The sequence below is a fragment of the Pseudomonas sp. BF-R-01 genome, assembly GCF_019946615.1.
GTDB lineage: Bacteria > Pseudomonadota > Gammaproteobacteria > Pseudomonadales > Pseudomonadaceae > Aquipseudomonas > Aquipseudomonas migulae.
In genome coordinates, this window is sequence record NZ_JAGYFX010000043.1 from 26,793 (window position 1) to 51,645 (window position 24,853).

General features: G+C 60.3%; 22 protein-coding genes and 1 other RNA gene. 12 read left to right on the forward strand and 11 right to left on the reverse strand.

The window, feature by feature from the left end; translation table 11 throughout:
- Positions 1-4: 4 nt before the first annotated feature.
- On the reverse strand, positions 5-1,000 hold the full coding sequence (locus tag KGB27_RS17200) for a metallophosphoesterase family protein (protein ID WP_223555446.1): 996 nt from the start codon (positions 998-1,000) through the stop codon (positions 5-7).
- Between the two features lie 393 nt (positions 1,001-1,393).
- On the opposite strand from KGB27_RS17200, the gene KGB27_RS17205 reads away from it, so the two are divergent.
- From KGB27_RS17205 to hemN, 8 genes are all read left to right on the forward strand, one after another.
- Positions 1,394-1,648, forward strand: coding sequence for a type II toxin-antitoxin system Phd/YefM family antitoxin (locus KGB27_RS17205; protein WP_192226576.1), 255 nt, complete (start codon positions 1,394-1,396; stop codon positions 1,646-1,648).
- Positions 1,648-2,058, forward strand: a complete 411-nt coding sequence (locus tag KGB27_RS17210) for a type II toxin-antitoxin system VapC family toxin (protein ID WP_192226265.1) — start codon at positions 1,648-1,650, stop codon at positions 2,056-2,058. The genes KGB27_RS17205 and KGB27_RS17210 overlap by 1 nt, the downstream gene beginning before the upstream one ends.
- A 207-nt stretch (positions 2,059-2,265) precedes the next feature.
- Positions 2,266-3,681, forward strand: coding sequence for a cytochrome c oxidase accessory protein CcoG (ccoG, locus tag KGB27_RS17215; RefSeq protein WP_207285061.1), 1,416 nt, complete (start codon positions 2,266-2,268; stop codon positions 3,679-3,681).
- An 11-nt stretch (positions 3,682-3,692) separates the two neighbouring features.
- Positions 3,693-4,232, forward strand: a complete 540-nt coding sequence (locus tag KGB27_RS17220) for a FixH family protein (RefSeq protein ID WP_008028539.1) — start codon at positions 3,693-3,695, stop codon at positions 4,230-4,232.
- Between the two features lie 123 nt (positions 4,233-4,355).
- Positions 4,356-6,806: a heavy metal translocating P-type ATPase gene (locus tag KGB27_RS17225; RefSeq protein WP_223555449.1), complete on the forward strand. Its 2,451-nt coding sequence runs from the start codon at positions 4,356-4,358 to the stop codon at positions 6,804-6,806.
- Positions 6,807-6,830: 24 nt separating this feature from the next.
- Complete coding sequence (ccoS, locus tag KGB27_RS17230; RefSeq protein ID WP_008028543.1) at positions 6,831-7,049, forward strand: cbb3-type cytochrome oxidase assembly protein CcoS; 219 nt, start codon at positions 6,831-6,833, stop codon at positions 7,047-7,049.
- Positions 7,042-7,725, forward strand: a complete 684-nt coding sequence (locus KGB27_RS17235) for a sulfite exporter TauE/SafE family protein (RefSeq protein WP_008028545.1) — start codon at positions 7,042-7,044, stop codon at positions 7,723-7,725. The genes ccoS and KGB27_RS17235 overlap by 8 nt, the downstream gene beginning before the upstream one ends.
- A 209-nt stretch (positions 7,726-7,934) precedes the next feature.
- Complete coding sequence (gene hemN / locus KGB27_RS17240) at positions 7,935-9,317, forward strand: oxygen-independent coproporphyrinogen III oxidase (protein ID WP_223555467.1); 1,383 nt, start codon at positions 7,935-7,937, stop codon at positions 9,315-9,317.
- Here hemN and KGB27_RS17245 read toward each other — a convergent pair.
- Positions 9,314-9,793: a hypothetical protein gene (locus KGB27_RS17245; RefSeq protein ID WP_223555451.1), complete on the reverse strand. Its 480-nt coding sequence runs from the start codon at positions 9,791-9,793 to the stop codon at positions 9,314-9,316. The genes hemN and KGB27_RS17245 overlap by 4 nt on opposite strands.
- A gap of 154 nt (positions 9,794-9,947) precedes the next feature.
- Here KGB27_RS17245 and fnr point away from each other — a divergent pair, with 154 nt between their 5' ends.
- Both fnr and KGB27_RS17255 read left to right on the forward strand, forming a co-directional pair.
- On the forward strand, positions 9,948-10,682 hold the full coding sequence (gene fnr / locus KGB27_RS17250; RefSeq protein ID WP_008028550.1) for a fumarate/nitrate reduction transcriptional regulator Fnr: 735 nt from the start codon (positions 9,948-9,950) through the stop codon (positions 10,680-10,682).
- A 79-nt stretch (positions 10,683-10,761) separates the two neighbouring features.
- Positions 10,762-11,310 (forward strand): adenine phosphoribosyltransferase, encoded by a 549-nt coding sequence (locus KGB27_RS17255; protein WP_008057870.1) that lies wholly within the window; start codon positions 10,762-10,764, stop codon positions 11,308-11,310.
- Between the two features lie 111 nt (positions 11,311-11,421).
- Here the strand turns inward: KGB27_RS17255 and KGB27_RS17260 are convergent, their stop codons facing one another.
- The 5 genes from KGB27_RS17260 to dnaX form a co-directional block, all read right to left on the reverse strand.
- Positions 11,422-12,570, reverse strand: coding sequence for an acyl-CoA dehydrogenase family protein (locus KGB27_RS17260; RefSeq protein ID WP_223555453.1), 1,149 nt, complete (start codon positions 12,568-12,570; stop codon positions 11,422-11,424).
- Positions 12,571-12,752: 182 nt separating this feature from the next.
- A complete protein-coding gene (recR, locus tag KGB27_RS17265) occupies positions 12,753-13,355 on the reverse strand; it encodes a recombination mediator RecR (RefSeq protein WP_223555455.1) in 603 nt (200 codons plus the stop codon).
- 65 nt (positions 13,356-13,420) lie between these two features.
- A complete protein-coding gene (locus tag KGB27_RS17270) occupies positions 13,421-14,455 on the reverse strand; it encodes an NADP-dependent oxidoreductase (RefSeq protein ID WP_223555457.1) in 1,035 nt (344 codons plus the stop codon).
- Between the two features lie 265 nt (positions 14,456-14,720).
- Positions 14,721-15,059 (reverse strand): YbaB/EbfC family nucleoid-associated protein, encoded by a 339-nt coding sequence (locus KGB27_RS17275; RefSeq protein WP_008028561.1) that lies wholly within the window; start codon positions 15,057-15,059, stop codon positions 14,721-14,723.
- 66 nt (positions 15,060-15,125) lie between these two features.
- Positions 15,126-17,216, reverse strand: a complete 2,091-nt coding sequence (dnaX, locus tag KGB27_RS17280) for a DNA polymerase III subunit gamma/tau (RefSeq protein WP_207285056.1) — start codon at positions 17,214-17,216, stop codon at positions 15,126-15,128.
- A gap of 144 nt (positions 17,217-17,360) precedes the next feature.
- Here dnaX and KGB27_RS17285 point away from each other — a divergent pair, with 144 nt between their 5' ends.
- Positions 17,361-18,098: a substrate-binding periplasmic protein gene (locus tag KGB27_RS17285; protein ID WP_192226253.1), complete on the forward strand. Its 738-nt coding sequence runs from the start codon at positions 17,361-17,363 to the stop codon at positions 18,096-18,098.
- Between the two features lie 117 nt (positions 18,099-18,215).
- Here KGB27_RS17285 and KGB27_RS17290 read toward each other — a convergent pair whose 3' ends face one another.
- Entirely contained in the window at positions 18,216-19,916 is a 1,701-nt protein-coding gene (locus KGB27_RS17290; RefSeq protein ID WP_223555459.1) for a putative bifunctional diguanylate cyclase/phosphodiesterase, read from the reverse strand.
- Between the two features lie 417 nt (positions 19,917-20,333).
- Between KGB27_RS17290 and KGB27_RS17295 the strand changes: the two genes are divergently transcribed.
- A complete protein-coding gene (locus KGB27_RS17295) occupies positions 20,334-20,648 on the forward strand; it encodes a helix-turn-helix domain-containing protein (protein ID WP_008028568.1) in 315 nt (104 codons plus the stop codon).
- Between the two features lie 182 nt (positions 20,649-20,830).
- Here the strand turns inward: KGB27_RS17295 and ffs are convergent.
- The 3 genes from ffs to ligA form a co-directional block, all read right to left on the reverse strand.
- Positions 20,831-20,927, reverse strand: an RNA gene (ffs, locus tag KGB27_RS17300) — signal recognition particle sRNA small type.
- 137 nt (positions 20,928-21,064) lie between these two features.
- On the reverse strand, positions 21,065-22,231 hold the full coding sequence (locus KGB27_RS17305; RefSeq protein ID WP_223555462.1) for a putative zinc-binding metallopeptidase: 1,167 nt from the start codon (positions 22,229-22,231) through the stop codon (positions 21,065-21,067).
- 172 nt (positions 22,232-22,403) lie between these two features.
- Positions 22,404-24,761 carry an NAD-dependent DNA ligase LigA gene (ligA, locus tag KGB27_RS17310; protein WP_223555465.1) on the reverse strand — a complete coding sequence of 786 codons (2,358 nt, stop codon included), beginning with the start codon at positions 24,759-24,761 and terminating at the stop codon, positions 22,404-22,406.
- Between the last annotated feature and the right edge of the window lie 92 nt (positions 24,762-24,853).

The window sequence follows — 24,853 nt, forward strand, 5'->3', positions numbered from 1 at the left end:
GAATTCATGTCACCGGCACTGTCGCTATCAGCTCACGTTTTTGCCACTGGTTGTTGTCGACCGCATAGACGTGCAGGTTTTTGCGATCCTCGGAAAAACTGGCGATCAGATAGGTCTGCTGGGATGCACTGCCGCTGATGAAACCGGGCACACCGTTCGTGTACCAGATGGTGCCGCCATGCCCATGAAGATGACCGGCGAATATTGCAGTCACTTCATACTTTTCGATCATATCCCTGAACCGTTTTTCCTGACTCCAGTCACCCATAAAATCATTGGGTTTATGCATGTTCAGCAGAATGATTTTCCCCTGCGCGCGTGCCTGCTGAAGGTCACGTTCAAGCCAATCGAGAGCCGGGGTAATTTCAAAAACCGTCGGGCTGAAAAAAGTCCCCGAAGAGAAGGTCACCGAGTAAGTTGGCTCGTTATGTAACTGCACCAAGTGCACATCGCCATAATCCCTGGAGTACGCGAGACTGCCGTAATAAGTGGTGCTCGGCCATGAAGCCCGCGCCGCCAGATCCATACTGCCGACTTTCCCCCAATAGCGCTCCTTCAAATTTTCAATGCTTCCAGCGGCGCAATTATTCAGAAAACAATCATCCACGTTATTTTGATAGTCATGATTACCCAACCCGTAGTCATAATCCCCTTGAAGTTTCGCATCCAGCGTCTGCTGGACATAGGAACGCTCATCCGCATGACCGAAGGCGGTCATATCGCCATTGATCATCACGGGAACCGCCGCGCTCCCACCCTGTTGCCGCCTGAAGTCGGCAATACTGTCGTACTGCGTTTCGATCAGCCACCGGGAGCGCTCCCGCTTCTGCGAATCGGACTCCGGCAACCGGGCGTCAGTGTTATCGGTCCAGGGAAACTGCGGGTCCGAAGCGAACACAATATGCCGTGGCGTTTGCGCCGACGACACAACAGGAACTACCCACACACCTACCAGCAACACCAACAACACCAACAACTGCCATCCTTTGCTTAATTCCATCTTGTCCCTTTCCCTAATATTTAATAGTGAGCGCACTCACACAAAATCCATTTAAAACACATCTGCGAAGAGCAAACTACAACAACACTCACCAGAACAACAATAAACAACATATATATAATTGTGAACACCAACTATAAAACCAACTCGACCAACTTACCCACATACTCCGCCAAACTTTCAATGCAATCGCCACATCAATAAAAACTGATATCTATCAATATCTACGCATTACCAGCCACATTGAGAACAAAGTGAGTGACCTCGGCACTGGCAGCCAACCTTCGTCACTGAAACGACGAACGGTACGACCTTCTCCATGGATTCAGGTTGCCGAAGCAGAGGATCAAGTAGTAACGTTTCTACATTACCGCTTTCAGGAGGCCAACCATGATGGCCATCACCACTATCTCGAGCCGCGAATTCAATCAGGACACAAGTAGTGCCAAAAAAGCCACGCGCCAGGGACCGGTTATCATCACCGACCGTGGCAAGCCGGCCCATGTACTGCTAAGCATTGAGGACTACCAAAATCTCACCGGCAGCAACGCCAGCATTGTCGATCTATTGGTGATGCCGGAAGCGGCAGACATCGAGTTCGAAACCGAGCGCGCCGTGATCATTCATCGACCCGTGGACCTGTCCTGATGTTTCTGCTCGACACCAATGTAATTTCTGAATTGCGCAAACCCCGGGCGGATGCAAACGTCGTCGCCTGGGCCAAAAGCGTCATCGCCCCACGAATGTTTATTTCGGCCATTACCCTAAAGGAGCTGGAGACCGGGGTTCTGCGAATGGAGCGTCGTGACCCCGCGCAGGGGAAGGTATTGCGTACCTGGCTTAAGCGACATGTCATGCCAGCCTTTGATGCCAGAATCTTGCCCGTCGACGCCGCCGTGGCCCTACGCTGTGCCGGCTTGCATGTTCCAGACAGCACTAACGAAAGCGACGCGCTGATTGCAGCGACTGCCCTGGTGCATGGTCTGACGGTGGTCACTCGCAATATCGGCGACTTTCAATCCAGCGGCGTTGCACTGATCAATCCATGGGCCGATTGAACGTCGGCACCCGCAAAACCGTCCATAATTTCACCAGTCAATTGATTCAAGTCATTACACCGTCAGTTGGTTTCCACCAACGTGACCAAAGGTCGCACCCTTGATCTAGAGCTACAGGCGTATCATTGCGCCACTGCAACACCCCTTTTTGACCGCGGTCGGCATGTACTGACCGAGGCATTTTTCCACTGCCGTGGGATGCAACTGATGAGCAACCAGATTCCGGTACACGACGTTACCCCGCCTGCCAAGAACGCGAACAACAGCGTCGACCTCTACGCCTCTCGAGAAAAGATCTACACCCGCGCCTTCACTGGCCTGTTCCGTAACCTGCGGATGATGGGCGGCGCGTTTTTGTTTCTGTTGTATTTCGGCACGGTCTGGCTGAACTGGGGCGGTCATCAAGCCGTCTGGTGGAACCTGCCGGAGCGTAAGTTCTTTATTTTTGGCGCAACGTTCTGGCCGCAGGATTTCATCCTGCTCTCGGGCATTCTGATTGTCAGCGCGTTCGGCCTGTTCTTCATTACCGTGTACGCCGGTCGTGTCTGGTGCGGTTATACCTGCCCGCAGAGCGTCTGGACGTGGATTTTCATGTGGTGCGAGAAGGTCACCGAAGGCGATCGCAATCAGCGCATCAAGCTCGACAAGGCGCCGATGAGCGCCAACAAGTTCCTGCGTAAATTCAGCAAGCACTCGATGTGGCTGCTGATCGGCTTCGCAACCGGCATGACCTTCGTCGGTTACTTCTCGCCGATCCGCGAACTGACCATCGAATTCTTCACTGGCGAAGCGGATGGCTGGTCGTATTTCTGGGTCGGGTTCTTCACCCTCGCCACTTACGGCAACGCCGGCTGGTTGCGCGAGCAGGTGTGCATTTACATGTGTCCGTATGCGCGCTTCCAGAGCGTGATGTTCGACAAGGACACGCTGATCGTTTCCTACGATCCGCGTCGCGGTGAAAGCCGCGGGCCGCGCAAGAAAGGCATCGACTACAAGGCTCAGGGCCTGGGCGATTGCATCGACTGCACCATGTGCGTCCAGGTCTGCCCGACCGGCATCGACATCCGCGACGGCCTGCAAATCGAATGCATCGGTTGTGCTGCGTGCATCGATGCCTGCGACAGCATCATGGACAAGATGGATTACCCGCGCGGCCTGATCAGCTACACCACCGAGCACAACCTGTCCGGGCAAAAAACCCATAAACTGCGCCCGCGCCTGATCGGCTACGCCGCTGTATTGCTGGCGATGATGGCGTTGCTGGCGACGGCGTTCTTCATGCGTTCGCTGGTCGGTTTCGACGTCAGCAAAGACCGCGTGCTGTACCGCGAGAACGCCGAAGGCCGGATTGAAAACGTCTACAGCCTGAAGATCATGAACAAGGATCAGCGCGACCACACCTACGTGCTGGAAGCCGCCGGCCTGCCGGATCTCAAGCTGCAAGGCAAACGCGAGATCAAGGTCGCCGCCGGCGAAATTTTCAGCCAGCCGGTGGAACTGTCCATCGCGCCGGAAAAACTGCCATCGAGCACTAACGAGGTGAAATTCATCCTCAAGGATGCCGATGACGAGAGCATCCACGTTGAAGCCAAGAGCCGGTTCATCGGCCCACAAATTCGTTAAGAGAAGTGATCATGCCCGCAGCAAACGCCGCAAGTCCCTGGTACAAGCATCTTTGGCCGTGGATCATCATTGCCATCCTCGCCTGTTCGGTGACCTTGACCTTGTCCATGGTGACCATCGCGGTGAACAACCCGGATAACCTGGTCAACGACAACTACTACGAGGCCGGCAAAGGCATCAACCGCTCCCTCGACCGTGAGTTGCTGGCGCAAACCCTGCTCCTGCGCGCCAGCGTGCACCTGGATGACGTGACCGGCGAAGTCGACCTGCGCCTGAGCGGCAACAGCCAACCGAAAACCCTCGAACTGAACCTGATCTCGCCGACCCAGCCGGAGAAGGATCGCAAGATCACCCTCGCCCAAAGCGAAACCGAACAGGGCCGCTACATCGGCCAGTTGAGCGACAAGGTTGAAGGTCGTCGTTTTGTCGAATTGCTGGGTACTCAGGACGACCACATCTGGCGTATGTTCGAAGAAGAGCTGGTCAGCCATGACAAGGATCTGCTGCTGGGTGACGAACCGCTGCAGGGCGCCGAAGACCTGAAAAAGTAACAACCAGCGCTTCGCGCATCGCGAGCAGGCTCGCTCCCACATTAGATTTGTGGCGTTCACAAAACCCTGTGGGAGCGAGCCTGCTCGCGATGAGGCCCTTCCAGACGACATAGATCCAACATCATGACCACCCCAACCCCCTGCTACCACTGCGCCCTGCCCGTCCCGGCCGGCAGCCGCTTCACCGCGGCCGTCCTCGGTGAAACCCGCGAGTTCTGCTGCCCGGGTTGTCAGGCGGTGGCCGAAGCGATTGTCGCCGGTGGGCTGGAAAGCTATTACCAGCACCGCAGCGAAGCCTCGGCCAACCCCGAAGCGTTGCCGGTGCAGTTGGTGGATGAACTGGCGCTGTACGATCGCGCCGACGTGCAAAAACCCTTCGTGCGCCACGATGGCGAACTCGCCGAAACCACGCTGCTGATGGAAGGCATCAGTTGCGCGGCATGTGGCTGGCTGATCGAGAAACACCTGCGCGGTTTGCCGGCGGTGGCCGAAGCGCGCCTCAACCTGTCCAACCATCGCCTGCACGTACGCTGGGCCGATGCGCAATTGCCGCTGAGCCAGGTGCTCAGCGAGTTACGCCACATCGGTTACGCCGCCCATCCCTATCAGGCCGACCGCGCCAGCGAACAACTGGCCAGCGAAAACCGCCTGGCCCTGCGCCAACTCGGGGTTGCCGGGCTGCTGTGGTTCCAGGCGATGATGGCGACCATGGCCACCTGGCCGGAATTCAACATCGACCTCAGCCCGGAGCTGCACACCATCTTGCGCTGGGTCGCGCTGTTCCTCACCACGCCGATCGTGTTCTACAGCTGTGCGCCATTCTTCAAAGGGGCGATGCGTGATTTGCGTACCCGCCACCTGACCATGGACGTTTCGGTGTCGCTGGCGATTGGCAGTGCCTACATCGCCGGGATCTGGACTTCGATCACCGGGGTCGGCGAATTGTATTTCGATGCCGTCGGCATGTTTGCGCTGTTCCTGCTGGCCGGGCGTTATCTGGAGCGTCGCGCCCGCGAACGCACCGCCGCCGCCACCGCACAGCTGGTCAATCTGCTGCCCGCCTCGTGTTTGCGCCTGAGCGCCGACGGCCAGAGCGAGCGGATCCTGCTCAGCGAACTGCGCGTCGGCGATCAGGTTCTGGTGCATCCCGGTGCGATCCTGCCGGCCGACGGCAAGATCCTCGACGGCCAGTCGAGCATCGACGAATCCCTGCTGACTGGCGAATACCTGCCACAGCCGCGCACGCTTGGTGACGCCGTCACCGCCGGCACCCTGAACGTCGAAGGCGCGCTGACCGTGGAAGTCCTCGCCCTCGGCCAGGACACCCGGCTGTCTGCCATCGTCCGCCTGCTGGACCGCGCCCAGGCCGAGAAGCCACGACTGGCGGAGATCGCCGACCACGCCGCGCAATGGTTCCTGCTGCTGACGCTGATCGCATCCGCTTGCATTGGTCTGCTGTGGTGGGAGCTGGACTCATCGCGCGCCTTCTGGATTGTCCTGGCGATGCTCGTCGCGACCTGCCCCTGCGCCTTGTCCCTCGCCACACCGACCGCGCTCACTGCCGCCACCGGTACGCTGCACAAGTTGGGTTTGTTGTTGACCCGCGGCCATGTGCTGGAAGGCCTGAACCAGATCGACACGGTTATTTTCGACAAGACCGGCACCCTCACCGAAGGGCGCCTGGCGCTGCGCTCGATCCGCCCGCTCGGCGCGCTCGACAGCGATCAATGCCTGGGCCTCGCCGCCGCCCTCGAAAACCGTTCCGAACACCCGATCGCCCGTGCGTTTGGTCGCGCGCCACTGGCCGCCGAAGAAGTCCACAGCACGCCGGGGCTGGGCCTGGAAGGCGTGGTCGGTAAGCAACGCCTGCGCATCGGCCAACCGGGTTTTGTCTGCGAACTCAGTGGCGCTGCCATCCCGTTGATGCCGGATGAAGCCGGCCAATGGCTGCTGCTCGGCGACAATGCCGGACCGCTGGCATGGTTCGTCCTCGACGACCGTTTGCGCGCCGATGCACCCGCGTTGCTGGAAGCCTGCCGGGCGCGCGGCTGGCGCACGTTGCTGCTGTCGGGTGACAGCTCGCCGATGGTCGCAAGCGTCGCCGCCGAACTGGGCATCGACGAGGCCCGTGGCGGTTTGCGTCCGGACGACAAATTGCAGGTCCTGCAACAGTTGCACAAAGAAGGACGCAAGGTGTTGATGCTCGGTGACGGCGTGAATGACGTGCCGGTGCTGGCCGCCGCCGACATCAGCGTCGCCATGGGTTCGGCCACCGATCTGGCGAAAACCAGTGCGGATGCGGTGCTGTTGTCCAACCGCCTGGACGCGCTGGTGCAAGCCTTCAGCCTCGCTCGGCGCACCCGTCGGGTCATCATCGAGAACCTGTTGTGGGCCGGGCTGTACAATGGCCTCATGTTGCCGTTCGCCGCCCTCGGCTGGATCACGCCGGTGTGGGCGGCGGTCGGCATGTCCATCAGTTCGTTGACCGTGGTGCTGAACGCCCTGCGCCTGACTCGCCTGCCGAGCACGCCGGCCGCCAGCGCCACGCCAGAAACCCGCCCGCTGCCGGCCTGAGCCGCGCGGGCATGGAGCCTCACCATGCCAGCTCTCTACGTGATGATCCCGGCCGCACTGCTGATCGTCGCCATCGCGGTCTACATCTTCTTCTGGGCGGTCGACAGCGGTCAGTACGACGACCTCGACGGCCCGGCCCACAGCATCCTGTTCGACGACCAGGACCCGAACCACACCGCAGCGGTCGACGAGGCCAGCGGCCATCCGGCCAAACCGGACGACAAGGCGCCCCCGCATGTTTGAGCTGGCGCCCCTGCTGGTGTCGGCGGTCATTCTGGGCCTGCTCGGCGGCGGGCATTGCCTGGGCATGTGCGGCGGCTTGATGGGCGCGTTGACCCTGGCGATTCCCAAGGAACAGCGCAGCCGCCGGTTTCGATTGCTGCTGGCCTACAACCTCGGGCGAATTCTCAGTTACGCAGCGGCCGGCTTGCTGATCGGCCTGGCGGGTTGGGCGGTGGCGAACAGTCCGGCGGCGATGTTCATGCGTATCCTCGCCGGATTGCTGCTGATCGCCATGGGGCTTTATCTCGCCGGCTGGTGGAGCGGCCTGACCCGCATCGAAAGCCTCGGTCGCGGTCTGTGGCGGCATATTCAGCCCGTCGCGAACAAGCTGTTGCCAGTGTCGAGCCTGCCGCGAGCCTTGTTGCTCGGCGCGCTCTGGGGCTGGCTGCCGTGCGGGCTGGTTTACAGCACGTTGCTGTGGTCGGCGAGCCAGGGCAATGCGCTGGACAGTGCATTGCTGATGCTCGCATTCGGGCTGGGCACCTGGCCGGTGCTGCTCGCCACGGGGCTGGCGGCCGAGCGGGTCACGGCGCTGTTGCGCAAACGGTACGTACGGATGACGGGCGGCTTGCTGGTGATGCTGTTTGGCATCTGGACCTTGCCGGGGCCGCATCAGCATTGGCTTATGGGGCACTGAATCGGCGGCGCGGCCTTCGCGGGCAAGTCGAATCGTCGCACCGCTCGCTCCTACAGGGGAATGTAATTCAACGTAGGAGCGAGGCTTGCCCGCGAAGAGGCCTGCACCAACAACACAAATCCTGACCGTTGATGCAAATCAAGATGCCCCAACGCCGCACCCCATAGACTTGCCGACACTGCCAGCCTATCCGGGGGAATGCCCGCATGATGCTCGACGCCATTCGTTGGGATACCGATCTGATCCGCCGTTATGACCTGGCGGGACCGCGTTACACCTCCTACCCGACCGCCGTGCAGTTCGATGGTCATGTCGGCACCTTCGACCTGTTCCATGCGCTGCGCGAAAGTCGCAAGGCCCTGCGTCCTTTGTCGCTGTATGTGCACGTGCCGTTCTGCGCGAACATCTGCTACTACTGCGCCTGCAACAAAGTCATCACCAAGGATCGCGGCCGCGCCCTGCCCTACTTGCAGCGCCTGGAGCAGGAAATCCAGCTGATCGCCTGCCATCTCGACCCGGCGCAGAAGGTCGAGCAATTGCATTTCGGTGGCGGCACACCGACCTTTCTCAGCCATGACGAACTGCGTCAACTGATGGCCCAGTTGCGTAAAAGCTTCAATTTGCTGGAGGACGATTCCGGCGACTACGGCATCGAGATCGACCCGCGCGAAGCCGATTGGTCGACCATGGGCCTGCTGCGCGAACTGGGTTTCAACCGGGTCAGCATCGGCCTGCAAGACCTCGACCCGGCCGTGCAACGCGCGGTGAATCGCCTGCAAAGCCTGGAAGAAACCCGGGCGGTGATCGACGCCGCACGGACGCTGCAATTTCGCTCGATCAACATCGACCTGATCTACGGTTTGCCAAGGCAGACACCGGAGAACTTCGCCCGCACGGTCGACGAAGTGATCAACCTGCAACCGGACCGCCTGTCGGTGTTCAACTACGCGCACTTGCCGGAGCGCTTCCTGCCACAACGGCGAATCAACAGCGACGAATTGCCGACGCCGGCACAGAAGCTGGAAATGCTCCAGCGCACCATCGAACAACTGACCGCCGCCGGCTACCGTTACATCGGCATGGATCACTTCGCCCTGCCCGACGATGAGCTGGCAATTGCTCAGGAAGAATCAACCCTGCAACGCAACTTCCAGGGCTACACCACTCACGGCCATTGCGACCTGATCGGCCTCGGCGTCTCGGCCATCAGCCAGATTGGCGACTTGTACTGCCAGAACAGCAGCGACCTGAATCAGTACCAGAACGCCTTGGCCTCAGCACAACTGGCCACCAATCGCGGCCTGCTGTGCAATGCCGATGACCGTCTGCGGCGAGCGGTGATTCAACAATTGATTTGCAGTTTCAACCTGGAGTTCGCTGATATCGAGAAGGCTTTCAACATCGATTTTCGCGGTTACTTCGGCGAATTGTGGCCGCAACTGCAACGCATGGCCGAAGACGGACTGATCGAACTGAACAATGAACGGATCACCGTATTGCCGGCCGGACGGTTGCTGGTGCGTTCGGTGTGCATGGTGTTCGACGCGTACCTGGAGCAACAGAATCGCCAGCGGTTTTCGCGGGTCATCTAACGTTCCAACAGCAGGGAAGTCGTCTTCAGCACTTGCTCAGGGCTCAGGCTCGCCTGCGAGATGGCTTTGGACAGCACCATATTGGCCGTGATCAGCCCGCCATTGAGGGTGGTGATGGTCGCTTGCAGCGCGCCGAGCTTGGCCCTTCGTTCTTCAGCAGAAAGTCGCTTGTCTGCCATTACCGCTTGCATGAGCGCGACTTTCTCGGCGATCTGCTTCTGTATTCGGCGAATCATTTTCAGGATCTGTTGAATGTTTTCCGGCAACCCGCTTTCTTCAATGTCCTTGTTGTCACCGTGGGAACTGGCAGCCTTGGTCAAACCAGCGCCAGACAATGAGACTTTGATGCCTTCAGCCACGGGCGAAGTGCCCGGGCCAATGGCGATTGCCGAGTCTTCGCCGGCCAGGCCGTTTGCGGGCTCATGCAGTGTTTGCACACCACTGTTGCCGGGGTTGAGCACGCCGATGGTGGCCATGAAACGAGTACCTGCGCATGGGTTGATGCCAGTTTATCGGCCACCGATAGCGACGCTTTACCATGGCGTGACAAATCGGCACAGCGCTGGCCTGAACGTCTTCCGGTGAGGTACCCTTACGTCTTATGTGTGCTTTCCCACAAGGATTTAAGAAATGTCCGAGCCAGTAAAACTGCGCGCTCATAACCAGGCCCATTGCAAGGACTGCAGCCTGGCTCCCCTCTGCTTGCCACTTTCTCTGAATCTGGAAGACATGGATGCGCTGGACGAAATCGTTAAACGTGGCCGCCCACTGAAGAAGGGCGAGTTCCTGTTCCGTCAGGGCGACGTTTTCGACTCCGTTTATGCAGTACGTTCTGGCGCCCTGAAAACCTTCAGTCTCAGCGATGGCGGTGAAGAACAACTCACCGGTTTCCATCTGCCGAGCGAGCTGGTTGGCCTGTCGGGCATGGACACCGAAAAGCATCCGGTCTCGGCGCAGGCGCTGGAAACCACCTCGGTTTGCGAAATTCCGTTCGAACGCCTCGACGAACTGGCGCTGCAACTGCCACAACTGCGCCGTCAGTTGATGCGCGTGATGAGCCGTGAAATCCGCGACGATCAACAGATGATGTTGCTGCTGTCGAAAAAAACCGCTGACGAGCGCATCGCCACCTTCCTGGTCAACCTGTCGGCACGCTTCCGCGCTCGCGGCTTCTCGGCCAATCAGTTTCGCCTGAGCATGTCGCGCAATGAAATCGGCAACTACCTGGGCCTGGCGGTGGAAACCGTGTCGCGGGTGTTTACGCGCTTCCAGCAGAACGAGCTGATCGCCGCCGAAGGCAAGGAAATCCACATCCTCGACCCGATCCAGCTCTGCGCCCTCGCCGGCGGTTCGATCGAAGGCTGATTACGACCACGGCGGCTGAGCGAAACGGTTCAGCCGCCGTTATACTGCGACGTTTGCAGCCTGCCAGGACACCTAGACAATGGTCTTCGACTCCTTCGACATCAAATCCCTGATCCGCCCGGTGATCGACTTCCCGAAACCGGGCGTCATTTTTCGCGACATCACCCCGCTGTTCCAGTCGCCCACGGCTCTGCGCCTGGTGATGGACAGCTTTGCCCACCGTTATGTCGAGGCTGATTTCACCCACATCGGCGCCATGGATGCCCGTGGTTTCCTGATCGGTTCGGTGCTGGCCTATCAGTTGAACAAGCCGCTGGTGCTGTTCCGCAAGCAAGGCAAACTGCCGGCGGATGTGCTGGCCGAAGGTTATGCGACCGAGTACGGCGAAGCCTTCCTCGAAGTCCACGCCGACAGCTTGTGTGAAGGCGACTCGGTGGTGATGTTCGATGATTTGATCGCCACCGGCGGCACGCTGATTGCGGCGGCGAACCTGATTCGACGCATGGGCGCGCGGGTGCATGAAGCGGCGGCGATTATTGATCTGCCGGAGTTGGGTGGGTCACAACGCCTGGAAGACATGGGGATTCCGACGTTTTGCCTGACGCAGTTTGCCCTGAGCGATAAATAAGCGGCGTCTACAAAGGCCTCTTCGCGGGCAAGCCTCGCTCCTACAGGATAATGCGACCCCTTGTAGGAGCGAGGCTTGCCCGCGAAGGCGTCAGCCGCAACACCACAACACTCAAAGCCCCATCTGCTTACTGATAATCTCGTTCATCACTTCCCGCGTCCCGCCGCCAATCGACAGGATCCGGTTGTCGCGGTACAGCCGCTCCACCAGACTTTCGCGCATGTAGCCGAGACCGCCAAGAATCTGCACCGCATCCGTGGTAATCCGATCCGCCGTGTCCGTCGCGAAATTCTTCGCCATGGAAATCTCCTTGATCACACTCTGCCCCGCCGCCATTTTCGCCGCCTGGCGGTAAGTGAACTCCCGTGACACTTCCAGCGCCGTGGCCATTTCGGCGAGGCGATGCTTGAGCACCTGAAACTTGCCGATGGGCTTGCCGAACGCTTCACGCTGTCGGGCCCATTTCAGGCTTTCCTCCAGCGCCAGTTGCGCGGTCATGTTGGCCATCAGCGCCAACGCCAGGCGTTCGCTCTGGAAGTTGCCCATGATGCAAGCGAAGCCCATGTTCTCCGCGCCGATCAGATGGCCTACAGGTACGCGGCAATCGTCGAAGAACAATTCAGCGGTGTCCGACGCCCACCAGCCCATTTTCTTCAACTGACGGCCTACGGTGAACCCTGGCGTGCCCTTCTCGATCAGCAGCAGGCTGATGCCACCGAAACCGGGCGCACCGGTGCGCACCGCGACGGTGTAGTAATCCGCACGCACGCCACTGGTGATAAAGGTTTTGCTGCCGCTGACCCGGTAGACGTCGCCGTCACGCACGGCGCGGGTTTGCAGGTTGGCCACGTCGGAACCACCGCTGGGCTCGGTGACCGCCAGGGCACTGATCTTCTCGCCAGCCAGCACGGCCGGCACGATGCGATCGCGAACTTCCGGCCTGGCCCATTTGAGAATGGGCGGCAGGCCGATGTCCAGCGAACCCAACCCGGCGACCAGACCGCCAGAGCCGCAGCGCATCAACTCTTCGCTGGCGGCGATCTTGGCGAACAGATCACCTTCATGGCTGCCACCCAGGGCTTCGGGATAACCAATGCCCAGGATCCCCGCTGCACCGGCCTTGAGGTAGAGTTCGCGGGGAAAGCTTTCGGCTTCTTCCCACTGGTCGATGTCCGGAAGAATCTCGCGCTCGACGAAACGTCTGACGCTGTCGCGGACCAATTGGTGGCTGGGGTCGAAGTATTCCTGGAAGGCAGGCATCGGCGAACTCCATGGAAGGGTTCAGCGACGTTAACCGAGCGCTTGCTTGGTTTTCAACAGGATTGTGTGAATCAGATGGACCGAGGCGCTCCCTTCGCGGGCAAGCCTCGCTCCTACAGGTTTTGCATAGCCCCTGTAGGAGCGAGGCTTGCCCGCGAAGGCATCAGCCCAAACACCGAAAATTACAAAGCGATCGGCTTACGCCCCGCAAACGAATGCGCCAACGTCCCGCCATCCACCAGTTCCAGCTCGCCACCCAACGGCACGCCGTGGGCAATGCGCGAGGCGATCAGGCCTTTGTGGCTGAGCAACTGGGCGATGTAGTGCGCCGTGGCTTCACCCTCGACCGTCGGGTTGGTCGCAAGAATGACTTCGGTAAAAGTGCCTGCCTCTTCGATCCGCGCCAGCAATTGCGGAATCCCGATGGCTTCCGGCCCCAGCCCGTCGAGCGGCGACAGGTGGCCCTTGAGCACAAAGTAACGACCGCGGAAACCGGTCTGCTCCACCGCGTAGACGTCCATCGGCCCTTCCACCACGCACAGCAAGGTGTCGTCGCGGCGGTTATCGGCGCATTGCGGGCACAGGTCGTCTTCGGTCAGCGTGCGGCACAACCGGCAATGCCCCACCCCTTCCATCGCCTGGCTGAGTGCCAGGGCCAGTCGCGAGCCACCGCTGCGATCACGCTCGAGCAGCTGCAACGCCATGCGTTGGGCAGTTTTCTGACCCACACCTGGCAAAATTCGCAGGGCATCGATCAGTTGGCGAATCAAAGGGCTGAAGCTCATGGGGAAACGTCCGACAAAACAACGAGACGCGGTTTATACCCGCGCCTCTCTTTAGCGTCAAATACTCAGTCCTGCGCGACGCGCACCACCAGTTTGCCGAAGTTGCGTCCCTCCAGCAGGCCGATGAACGCCTCGGGTGCATTCTCAAGACCCTCGACCACATCTTCGCGGAATTTCACCTTGCCGTCGCGCACCCACGGCGCCATGGCGCTGACGAATTCCGGCTGACGATCACCGTAGTCGTCGAACACGATGAAGCCCTGAATCCGCACACGCTTGGTCAGCAAGGTGCGCTGCAACTGCGGCAGGCGATCCGGGCCGGTCGGCGCCTCGCTGGCGTTGTAGGAAGCGATCAGGCCGCACAGTGGAATCCGCGCCTTGGGGTTGAGCAACGGCACCACCGCGTCGAATACCTTGCCGCCGACGTTCTCGTAATAAATGTCGATGCCCTGGGGACACGCCTGAGCCAGCTCACCGGCGAAGTCGGGACTCTTGTGGTCGATGCAGGCGTCGAAACCCAACTCATCCACCACATAGCGGCACTTGTCCGCGCCACCGGCCACCCCGACCACACGCAGGCCTTTGATCTTCGCCACTTGCCCGACCACTGAGCCCACCGCACCGGACGCCGCCGCGACCACAAGGGTTTCTCGGGAGGCTGGCTGGCCGATGTCCATCAAGCCCATGTAGGCAGTCATGCCCGGCATGCCGAGCACACCCAGCGCCATCGACGGGCTCGGCAGCCCGGACGGCACCGGAATGATATTGCGACCGTCGCTGATGCTGTGGCTCTGCCAGCCGGTAGCGCCGACGACCAGGTCACCTTGCTGAAATTTCGGATTCAGCGAGCGCTCGACACGGCTGACGGCGCCACCGGTCATCACTTCGTCGATGGCCACCGGCGCCGCATAGGACGGCGCGTCACTCATTCGGCCGCGCATGTAGGGGTCCAGCGACAGGTACAGGGTTTTGAGCAATATCTGGCCATCCGCCAGGTCCGGCAGCGCTTCCCGTTCCAGGCGAAAATTCTCCGGCGTCGGTGCGCCCACCGGGCGGGACGCCAGGACGATACGTTGGTTGAGGGTCAATGCTTGTGGCATGTGAGCGTCTCCTTTGATCGATGAATTTGGCGGTATAGGGAAGCAGACCTTTGTGGCGGTCGGGTGTTCGATGTTTCTACCTTGAGACCGAGTCGACCTCTTCGCGGGCAAGCCTCGCTCCTACAGGTATTGCATAGCACTTGTAGGAGCGAGGCTTGCCCGCGAAGGCAGCGTATCAGGCGCCGCATGACCAACAGACAGAAACAAAAATGCCAGGCGCAATGCCTGGCATTTTTTTGTAGCTCATCCGACGCGCTTTGGCGAATCAGAACGGCAGCTTCATCCCCGGTGGCAGTTGCATGCCAGCGGTCATGCCGGACATTTTGTCCTGGCTGTTGGCTTCGATCTTGCGCACGGCGTCGTTGACGGCGGCGGCGAATACGGCCTCCAGCATCTCTTTGTCGTCTTCACTCAGGCCTTCGACCAGGCTCGGATCGATGGTCACGCGCTTGACGTCGTGACGACCGGTCATCACCACGGTGACCATATCGCCACCCGCCTTGCCGGTGACTTCGGCGTTGGCCAGCTCTTCCTGCATCTTGGCCATTTTTTCCTGCATCTGCTGCGCCTGCTTCATCAGGCCGGCCATGCCACCTTTCATCATGGGAATCACCTCAAAGTACTTGGATAAAAACAGCGCCCGGCCCTTTCGGCCGAACGCCTTCAGTTATTAGCCCTGACTGACCAGGGCTTCGACAGGTTCAATAGTATCGTTACGGACCACCGCACCGAACTGCTGCATCATTTGCTGGATGAACGGATCACCGTGGATCGACTCTTCCGCCTCGCGCTGACGGTTGGCACGGCGCCGGGATGCAGCCTGGGCCGGGGTCTCCTGCTCGGGCTTGATCAGCTCCATGCTCAGGGTCAGCGTGCGCCCGTGAAACTGGTTCAGCGCATCGTTGAGACGACGTTGCTGGGTCGCGTTGAACAAGGCGCTATGGGCCGGGTCCAGGTGCATCAGCCAATGGTCACCTTCCACGGAGATCAGCGTGCAGTTGGCGGCGATGCTGCCGGTCATGCCGGAAATCGGCAGTTTCGGGAACAGTTCCAGCCATTGCAGGGCCAGACCGGTGGCGGGCATCGCGGCCGGCTCAGGTTCGGGTTCCGGCGCGGGCTCGGCGGCATGTTCACTCGCCAGTTCGTCGAGGTAGCTGTACGCCGAATCCATGTCCGGTTCGATGTAGTCCTCGTCCAGCGGCGGCTCGTCGTCGGAGTCGATGCCCCGTGTCGCGGCGTCGACGTCGGCCACGGAAGGTTCCGGGATCGGCGCAGCGGCCCATTCCGGCGCGTCTGGCACAACGCTGTCAGGCGTCGGCAACGGCATCGGGGGCAATTCGGGTTGTTCAGCGGCGGTTTCCAGCACCGGCTCGACGGCTGGCTGCTGGACGACTTCGGGTTCGACCGGATCATTCCACGGCAGGTCGACGACGGCTTCGACCGCTACCGGCGCAACAACGGGCTCCGGCACGATGACCGGTTCCGGCACGACAACGGCTGCAACCGGCTCAGGCTCGGGAGCAACCACCGGCGCGATCGGCGCGGCAACAACCGGTGCAACTGCCGCAGCGACTACCGGCGCAACAACCGGCGCGGCAGCCACTGAGTTTGCGGAATCAACTGTGGCCTGGCTGATCCCCACTGGCTTTAGCGGTTGCCTCGGCGCATCCGCGGTGTCTGCCGGGCGGAACGCGAGCATCCGCAACAAGACCATTTCGAAGCCGCCGCGCGGGTCCGGCGCCAGCGGTAAATCGCGGCGGCCGATCAGGCCCATCTGGTAATAAAACTGCACGTCTTCGGCCGGCAAGGCCTGGGCCAGCGCCAGCACCCGATCACGGTCGCCGTGACCGTTGTCGACGCCTTCAGGCAAGGCCTGGGCGATGGCGACACGGTGCAGTACGTTGAGAATTTCCGAGAGCACGCCGTTCCAGTCCGGGCCTTGTTCCGCCAGATGGCGGACGGCCTCGAGCAACGCCTTGGCGTCGCCTTCGATCAGCGAGTGCAGAACGTCATAGACCTGACCGTGATCGAGCGTGCCGAGCATGGCCCGCACATCGGCGGCCATGACCCGACCTTCACCGAAAGCAATCGCCTGGTCGGTCAGGCTCATGGCATCGCGCATCGAACCGTCGGCGGCACGGCCCAGCAGCCACAGCGCGTCGTCTTCGAACGGTACGTTTTCGACGCCCAGTACGTGGGTCAAATGCTCGACCACCCGTTCAGGGGTCATGTTCTTCAGCGAGAACTGCAGGCACCGCGAAAGAATCGTTGCAGGAAGTTTCTGCGGGTCGGTGGTCGCCAGGATGAACTTGACATAGGGCGGCGGCTCTTCGAGGGTTTTCAACAGCGCATTAAAGGAATGGCTGGAGAGCATGTGCACTTCGTCGATCAGGTAGACCTTGAAGCGACCGCGGCTCGGGGCGTACTGCACGTTGTCGAGCAGCTCGCGGGTGTCCTCGACCTTGGTCCGGCTCGCGGCGTCGATCTCGATCAGGTCGACGAAACGGCCTTCATCGATCTCGCGGCACACCGAACACTCGCCACACGGCGTCGAAGTGATACCCGTTTCACAGTTCAGGCATTTGGCGATGATCCGCGCGATGGTGGTCTTGCCGACCCCGCGCGTGCCCGTAAAGAGGTAAGCGTGGTGCAGCCGCTGGCTGTCCAAGGCATTGATCAGAGCCTTGAGCACATGGGTCTGGCCGACCATTTCGCGGAACGAGCGCGGACGCCATTTACGTGCAAGAACCTGATAACTCATCGAAAACCATCGCCACTGGGAAGCAGAAGCGGCTAATGCTAGCGGAGCAAGGCCAAAATTGCATCCGGCGCGCTCGTCTAATCTGGCTAAGCTGCACTTGCGGTGATTTTTATCGGCTCGATTTTCATCGATAGCGGAGCGTTTATGCGGCTGGCCTTGGGGGCACTGCTGTTGATGAGTCTGAACGTCATGGCTGCCAGCGCGCCGCTGCGCTTCGTGGTGCCCGACAGTTGGGCGATGCCGATGGTGCAGCTTTATCAAGGCCAGCCGACCCAGGGCATCCTGCATGACGTGATGGTCAGCCTCGCGACCCAGGTTGGCGTTCCGGCCGAGTTTCACGTACTGCCGCGGGCCCGAGTGCAAAATGCCATGGAGCACGGCGAGATCGATGTCCGCTGCTACGCCGCGCAAACGTGGTCGCCAAACCAGTCCGGGGACTACATCTGGAGCATTCCGCTCTGGACCCAGCCGGACGTGCTGATCAGCCGGCACGAGTTGCAGACCTCAATCGATCCAGCGAATTTGCCGCAACAATCCATCGGCACAGTGCTCGGCTACAGTTACCCCACCCTGCAACCGCTGTTCGACGCCGGGCGCCTGCTTCGCGAGGACGCGCGCAATCAGGAACAGGTCCTGGAAAAACTCATGGCCGGACGCTATCGCTACGCCGTGAGCAATCAATGGACACTGGACTGGTTCAATCAGCGTCTGCTACCTGAGCAGCAACTGCAAGGCGTTGCGGTGCTGCAAGTGCAGAGTGTCGGTTGTTACGTGCGCAATGACCCGAAAGTGCCCGTGCAACGCATCCTGCGCACGTTGCTGAGGATGAAAATGTCCGGGGAAATCGATGACATTATCCGCCTCTATGTCGGCAAACCCTGAACCTGTGGGAGTGAGCCTGCTCGCGATTGCGTACTTTCAGCCAGCACTTGCGTGATAGACACACCGTCATCGCGAGCAGGCTCGCTCCCACATTTGATCTTCATAGGTCTGATAGCCTCAGGCTGTTTGATCGAGCGCTCGCCATTGCGCCGGCGCGACAAAACCTTCGACCCAACCCGGCACATCAACCGCCGGCATCGGCCGGGCGATGAAGTAACCCTGGGCAACGTCGCACCCCAACTGCATCAACAGCTCGCCGTGCTCGATACTTTCCAGCCCTTCGGCGATCACTTGTCGGCCAAACGCGCGGGCCAGGCCAATCACTGCGGTGGTGAGGGCCAGGTCGTCGCGGTCATGCAGAATGTCGCGGATAAACGACCTGTCGATCTTGATGGTCTGGGTGCGCAAGCGCTTGAGGTAGTTCAAGGACGAATAACCGGTGCCGAAGTCGCCCAGTGAAAACTGCACGCCGAGCGCCTGACAGGCCTGCAGACAGGCGCTGACATGCTGGATGTTTTCTATCGCCACCGACTCGACGATTTCCAGATCGAGCATCTGCGGCGCGACCCGGGCATGCCGGGCGAGCACCTGCCTGAGCCGGTCGACGAAATCCGCTCGCTGGAAATGCCGGGCGGCGATGTTGACGCTGATCGGCCAGCCCTGCCCCGCTTGCTGCCAACGGTCCAACTGCATCAACACCTGATCCATCACCCATTCACCGATATCGATGATCAGGTCCGTCTCCTCCACCATCGGCAAAAACTCTCGGGCCGGCACCATGCCATTTTGCGGATGCTCCCAACGCAAGAGCGCCTCGAAGCCGACGACGATACCGCGACGCATGTTCACTTTTGGCTGGAAATGCACACGCAGCTCGCCGGCGGCCAACGCCTGCCGAACCCGTTCGACGGTCTGGTGAGTGGCCTTGACCTCTCGATCCCGGAACACGTCGAATAAATGAAAGCGATTGCGCCCGCTCTGCTTGGCCACGTACATCGCCTGATCGGCGTGACGCAGCAAAGTTTCGGCATCTTGATTGTCATCGGGGAACAGGGTGACGCCGATGCTGGCAAATACATTCAGGGTCTTGCCCCGCAGCTGGTACGGCGCCGAAATCGCACCCAGCACACGGTTCAGTGCCGCGCGCAGCTCCGGCACATCACGCACGTAGCGCAACACCAGCACGAACTCGTCACCGGCCAGCCGCGCCACCACATCCTCGCCGCGAACAATGTCGCGCAAACGCTTGGCCACCTCCACCAGCAACAGATCGCCACTGGCATGCCCGTAGCCGTCGTTGACTGCCTTGAAGCCGTCGAGGTCGAGCATGCATACCGCCAGCGGGATGTTTTCCTCACGCGAGAACGCCAGCGCCTGATCCAGCAGGTCCGAGAGAAACGCGCGATTGGGCAGCCCGGTCAGCACGTCATGGCCGACCCGCCATTGCAGGGAATGCAGCAGTTGGCGCTTTTCGCTGATGTCGAAACGGATCGCCAGGTAACGATGAATCCGCCCGGTGGCGTCATCCAGCAGCGGCACCAACGTACTTTCGACCCAATACAGGCTGCCATTCTTGGCGCGATTGCAGATCTCGCCCTTCCAGACATTGCCCAGCGCAATGGTGCGCCACATGCCGGCGAAGAAATCAGCGGAGTGCAGGCCGGAATTGAGCAGGCGATGGTTCTGCCCGAGCAGTTCTTCGCGGCTGTAACCGGAGACGGCGCAGAACTGATCGTTGACGTAGGTAATCCGGCCGGTCAGATCGGTCTCGGAAAAGATCGCGGCGGCGTCCACGGCCCTGCGGTATTTCTCATCCATGAGTCAGGCTCACTGTCGCTAGCGGTGGTACCGCTCGACCAGCGCAAAATGCCCGGAAGAGATGTTTTGATTCGTACTGCGCAGAGCCACGTGATCACTCCAGGAACAGCGATTGATGGCCCTTTGGCCGCCGAAGATCAACTAGGCTCAAAGACCCCGGACAAAGGGCAGCAACAACGATTTCGATAACATTTTGCAAGGCTTCAGGGAGGCTTCGGCACTCCACATATTGTTCAAGGGAGCACCGTACTGGCTCTTTCGCATCAGCCAAACTTACGCAAACAGGTCACAAAATACCCTTTGGAGAAGGCAATTCTACGAAATGCATCACATTTTGCAAAGCAAGGTGATGGATCATGCAGTTGTCTAATGCAAAAATCTATCGTTAAGTTCTTGATTCTAAATGGGAATTGAGCGATGCAAATTTCAAGTTTGGGTTCAGCCATTCGGCGTTACCGCAAGGTCGCGGGGCTTACTCAGGCTGAACTCGGCGAAAAAACCGGTTTTGACCCGAAAACCATCAGCCGTTTTGAAACCGGCACCTACACCCCCAGCGTGGAAGCCCTGTTCCTGCTTGCCGGCGTGCTGGGGGTGAAACTGAAAGCCTTCTTCGCAGATTTGGGCGATGAGGATGAACAGCGGGCGTACCTGTTCGGAGTCATCCACAAAGCCACCCCGAAGGATCTGGGAAAGCTGATTGCAGCGGTTGACCAGGCCATGTCCAAGCCTTAGTGGCAGAAATGAAAAAGGAGGCCGACTTGTCGTGATTCGACAGGTCGGCCTCCTTATTTGCGCCTGTTTTCAAAACGGAAACGACGAAAAATCCGCCCTGGACGAAATCCATGGCAGAGCAACAAGACGGTATTTTTTGATGAAAAACGCGAGAGAAGGCTCGCGGTGCGTTATGGAGGCAACCCCACCAGCCACACCCCGGCACACAATGTTCCCGCTGTGGCTGCTTCCTTCCGGATCTGACCAGGTTCACGGGTAATCGTTGCGGGGGGACCGATGGGGTCACCATAACGACGCTCACCTGACGGCGAGCCGCGCCATTGTACCTATCTGAGGCGAAGTTACAACCGTTCGGGCGGATTAAAAAATATGAGCGGCTTCAAGGACATGCGCAGTCCTGAAAAGAGCGCAGGCGCCTACAGGTCCTGCACCACTTCATCCGCCCTGCCGCCCTCCTGCTGGATCACCAGATGAATGAAGTGCAACTTGGCAATCACCGCCGGCGGCAATACGAACGGGTAGAAATCCGGCTGGCCCATGCTGCGCGACAGTTCGTTGAGCATGCCGGCGAGTTCGATCCACGCATTGACGAATGACAGGAACGCCGCGCCGCCGGGATGCTGCGGATCATAGAGGGTGCTGGACGGAAATGGCTGGTAGTCGAAATCCATTTCCCGCGCACTCATGCCGAAGCCGAGGGCGGTGTCCACCGCGTCCATCATGTGCAGGTAATGCGCCCAGGTTTCGGCCCAGTCTTCCCAGGGATGCATGCTGGCGTAGGCGCTGACGAAATGTTGCTGCCAGTCGAGCGGCGCGCCTTGCTGGTAATGCCGGTCGAGCGCCTCGGCGTAACTTGCGCGCTCGTCGCCGAACACGTCGCGAAACGGTTCCAGCCACTGGCTGCTGGCGATCAGCCGGCCCCAATAATAATGCCCGACCTCATGACGGAAGTGCCCGAGCAACGTGCGATACGGTTCGTGCATCTGCACCCGCACCTGCTCGCGGTGCGCGTCGTCGGCTTCTTTGATATCGAGGGTGATCAGGCCGTTGGCATGGCCCGTGGTCGGCGGCTTGCCTTCGAGGTCGACACCAATGAAATCGAAGGCCAGCCCGCTCTCTTCGTCCACGGTTTTGGGGATGACCTGCAAACCCAGGCTGACCAGTTGCGCGACCAGACGACGCTTGGCGATTTCGACCTTGCGCCAGCGGTCGTGATTCTCGGGAAGCGATAAATCAGGAATGGTGTGATTCAGGTTACAGGCGATGCACAAGGTTTCGTGATCATTGGCCGGCAACAGCCAGTTGCAGGCGGCCGGGGTGTCGAGATTGGCGCAGCGCCGGAAGATACCCGCGCCGGGGTCGGCATCGAGAGTCCAGGTGTCGGCTTGCGAAGCGGGCTGTAACGACGATAAGCGACTCTGTTCAGGCTGATAACCCAAGGCCGCCGAACAGGCCAGGCACTGACTGTTGCGAAAGAACAGCGACTGCCCGCAGCGACAATGCCAGACCTTGCTGTTGCGCGAACTTTCGCCAATGAAAGGCGCGGCGATGCGTGAGCTGAGCTGTTCGAAGAAGCGGTGCATGGCGATCTCTCCCTGGGCTTGCCAAGACTAGATCATGATTGGTTGTCGATCGTTCCCGGATTTTGCGTGATGGCGAATATCGCCTTCGCGAGCAGGCTCGCTCCTACAGGTAACCGCGTTCTTCCAGTAGGAATGCGGTCAAATGTGGGAGCGAGCCTGCTCGCGATTGGCATCACACAGAAATACCGTGTGCACTCAAAAACGCGACAAACGCCTCTTCATCCAGCACCTTCAACCCCAGCTCATTGGCCTTGGCCAACTTCGAACCAGCCCCCGGCCCGGCCACCACGCAATGGGTCTTGGCCGACACCGAACCGGCCACTTTGGCGCCGAGGCTTTCCAGTTTGTCCTTGGCAACATCGCGGCTCATCAATTCCAGCGAGCCGGTCAGCACCCAGGTCTGCCCTGCCAGCGGCAAGCCTTCGACGACCTTCTTCTCGCTCTGCCAATGCATGCCGAAATCGCGCAGCTGCTTTTCAGCGGCTTCAGCGATCTGACGATTTTCGGCGACGGCAAAGAACTCGCGAACCGAATTGGCCTGTTTCTCTGGCAAGGCCTGGCGCATGTCCAGCCAGTCAGCAGCAAACACACCTTCCAGCGAACCGAATCTTTCCGCCAGCTTCTGCGCCCCGCCCGGCCCGACCGAAGGAATGTGCAGCTTGTCGAGGAAACCGCCCAGCGTGGTGCTCGCCGCAAACTCGGCGCCCAACTCGCCCTGATCCTGAATCTGCAGGCCATGCTTGAGCAGATCGGCGATCACCTGCTGGTTATGCGCATCTTCGAAGAAGCTGTGAATCTCGTGAGCCACTTCCAGGCCGACATCCGGCAAGTACGTGAGCACTTGCGGCAACGCCTGCTGAACCCGCTCCAGCGAGCCGAGGGAGCGTGCCAGCACCTTGGCGGTCTCTTCGCCGACATCGGGAATGCCGAGGGCGTAGATGAAGCGCGCCAGGCCCGGCTTTTTGCTGTCTTCGATGGCGCTGAGCAGGTTCTTGCTCGACAGCTCGGCAAAGCCTTCGAGATCGACGATTTGCTCGAACGTCAGGGCGTACAGATCGGCCGGCGAACTCACCAGGCCTTCGTCCACCAACTGCTCGACGCTCTTCTCGCCCAAACCTTCGATGTCCATCGCTCGACGGGAAACGAAGTGAATGATCGCCTGCTTGAGTTGCGCACCGCAGGCCAGGCGACCGACACAGCGATACACCGCGCCCTCGCTGATGGTCTCGCGACCCTTGCTGCGCTTGACCAATTGCGTGCGTTCGACATGCGAACCGCAGACCGGGCACTGTTCAGGAATCTGCACTGGCCGTGCGTTTTCCGGGCGGCGCTCCATGACCACTTGCACCACCTGCGGAATCACGTCACCCGCGCGGCGGATGATCACGGTGTCGCCGATCATCAGCCCCAGACGCGCCACTTCGTCCATGTTGTGCAGCGTCGCGTTGGCCACGGTGACGCCCGCCACCTTGACCGGTTTCAAGCGCGCCACCGGCGTTACGGCACCGGTTCGCCCGACCTGGAATTCCACGTCGAGCAATTCGGTGAGTTCTTCCATCGCCGGGAATTTATGGGCAATCGCCCAGCGCGGTTCGCGGGCGCGAAAGCCCAATTCACGCTGGGAGGCGATGCTGTTGACCTTGAACACCACGCCGTCGATTTCATAGGCCAGGCTGTTGCGGCGCTCACCGATGTCGCGGTAGTAATCCAGGCATTCATTGATGCCGTGTGCGAGTTTCAGCTCGCGACTGATCGGCATGCCCCATGCCTGAAGCTGCTTCAGATTGCCGATGTGAGTGTCGGCAATCTCCGCCGAAACCTGGCCGATGCCGTAGCAGCAGAATTCCAGCGGACGGTTGGCAGTGATCTTCGAATCCAGCTGCCGCAAGCTGCCCGCCGCCGCATTGCGCGGGTTGGCGAAGGTCTTGCCGCCGACTTCCAGTTGCGTGGCGTTGAGACGTTCGAAACCGGCCTTGGACATGAACACTTCGCCGCGTACTTCCAGGGTCGCCGGCCAGCCGGTGCCTTGCAGTTTGAGCGGAATATTACGCACGGTGCGTACGTTGACACTGATGTCTTCACCGGTGGTGCCGTCACCGCGCGTTGCGCCGCGCACCAGCACACCGTCCAGATAAAGCAGGCTGACCGCCAGGCCATCGAGCTTCGGTTCGCAGCTGTACTCCACCGCCGCCCCGCCGCCAAACAAGTCGCCGGCTGGCAGGTCGAGGCCTTCAGTCACCCGACGATCGAACTCGCGCATGTCGGTTTCTTCGAAGGCGTTGCCGAGGCTGAGCATCGGCACTTCGTGACGCACCTGGGTGAACGCCGACAGCGCCGCGCTGCCGACGCGCTGGGTTGGCGAGTCGCTGGTGATGAGGTCAGGGTTGGCTGCTTCGAGGGCCTTGAGCTCATGGAACAACCGGTCGTACTCGGCGTCCGGAATGCTCGGCTCGTCCATCACGTGGTAGCGATAGTTGTGCTGATCCAGCTCAGCGCGCAGCTCTAGAATGCGGGTTTTGGCGGCGGTCATGGGTGTTCTCTCATAAAGCAAAAGAGCAGCCGAGGCTGCTCAATCTGTAAATACGGCGGTGATTTAGTTGTAGGAGCCAGGCTTGCCGGCGA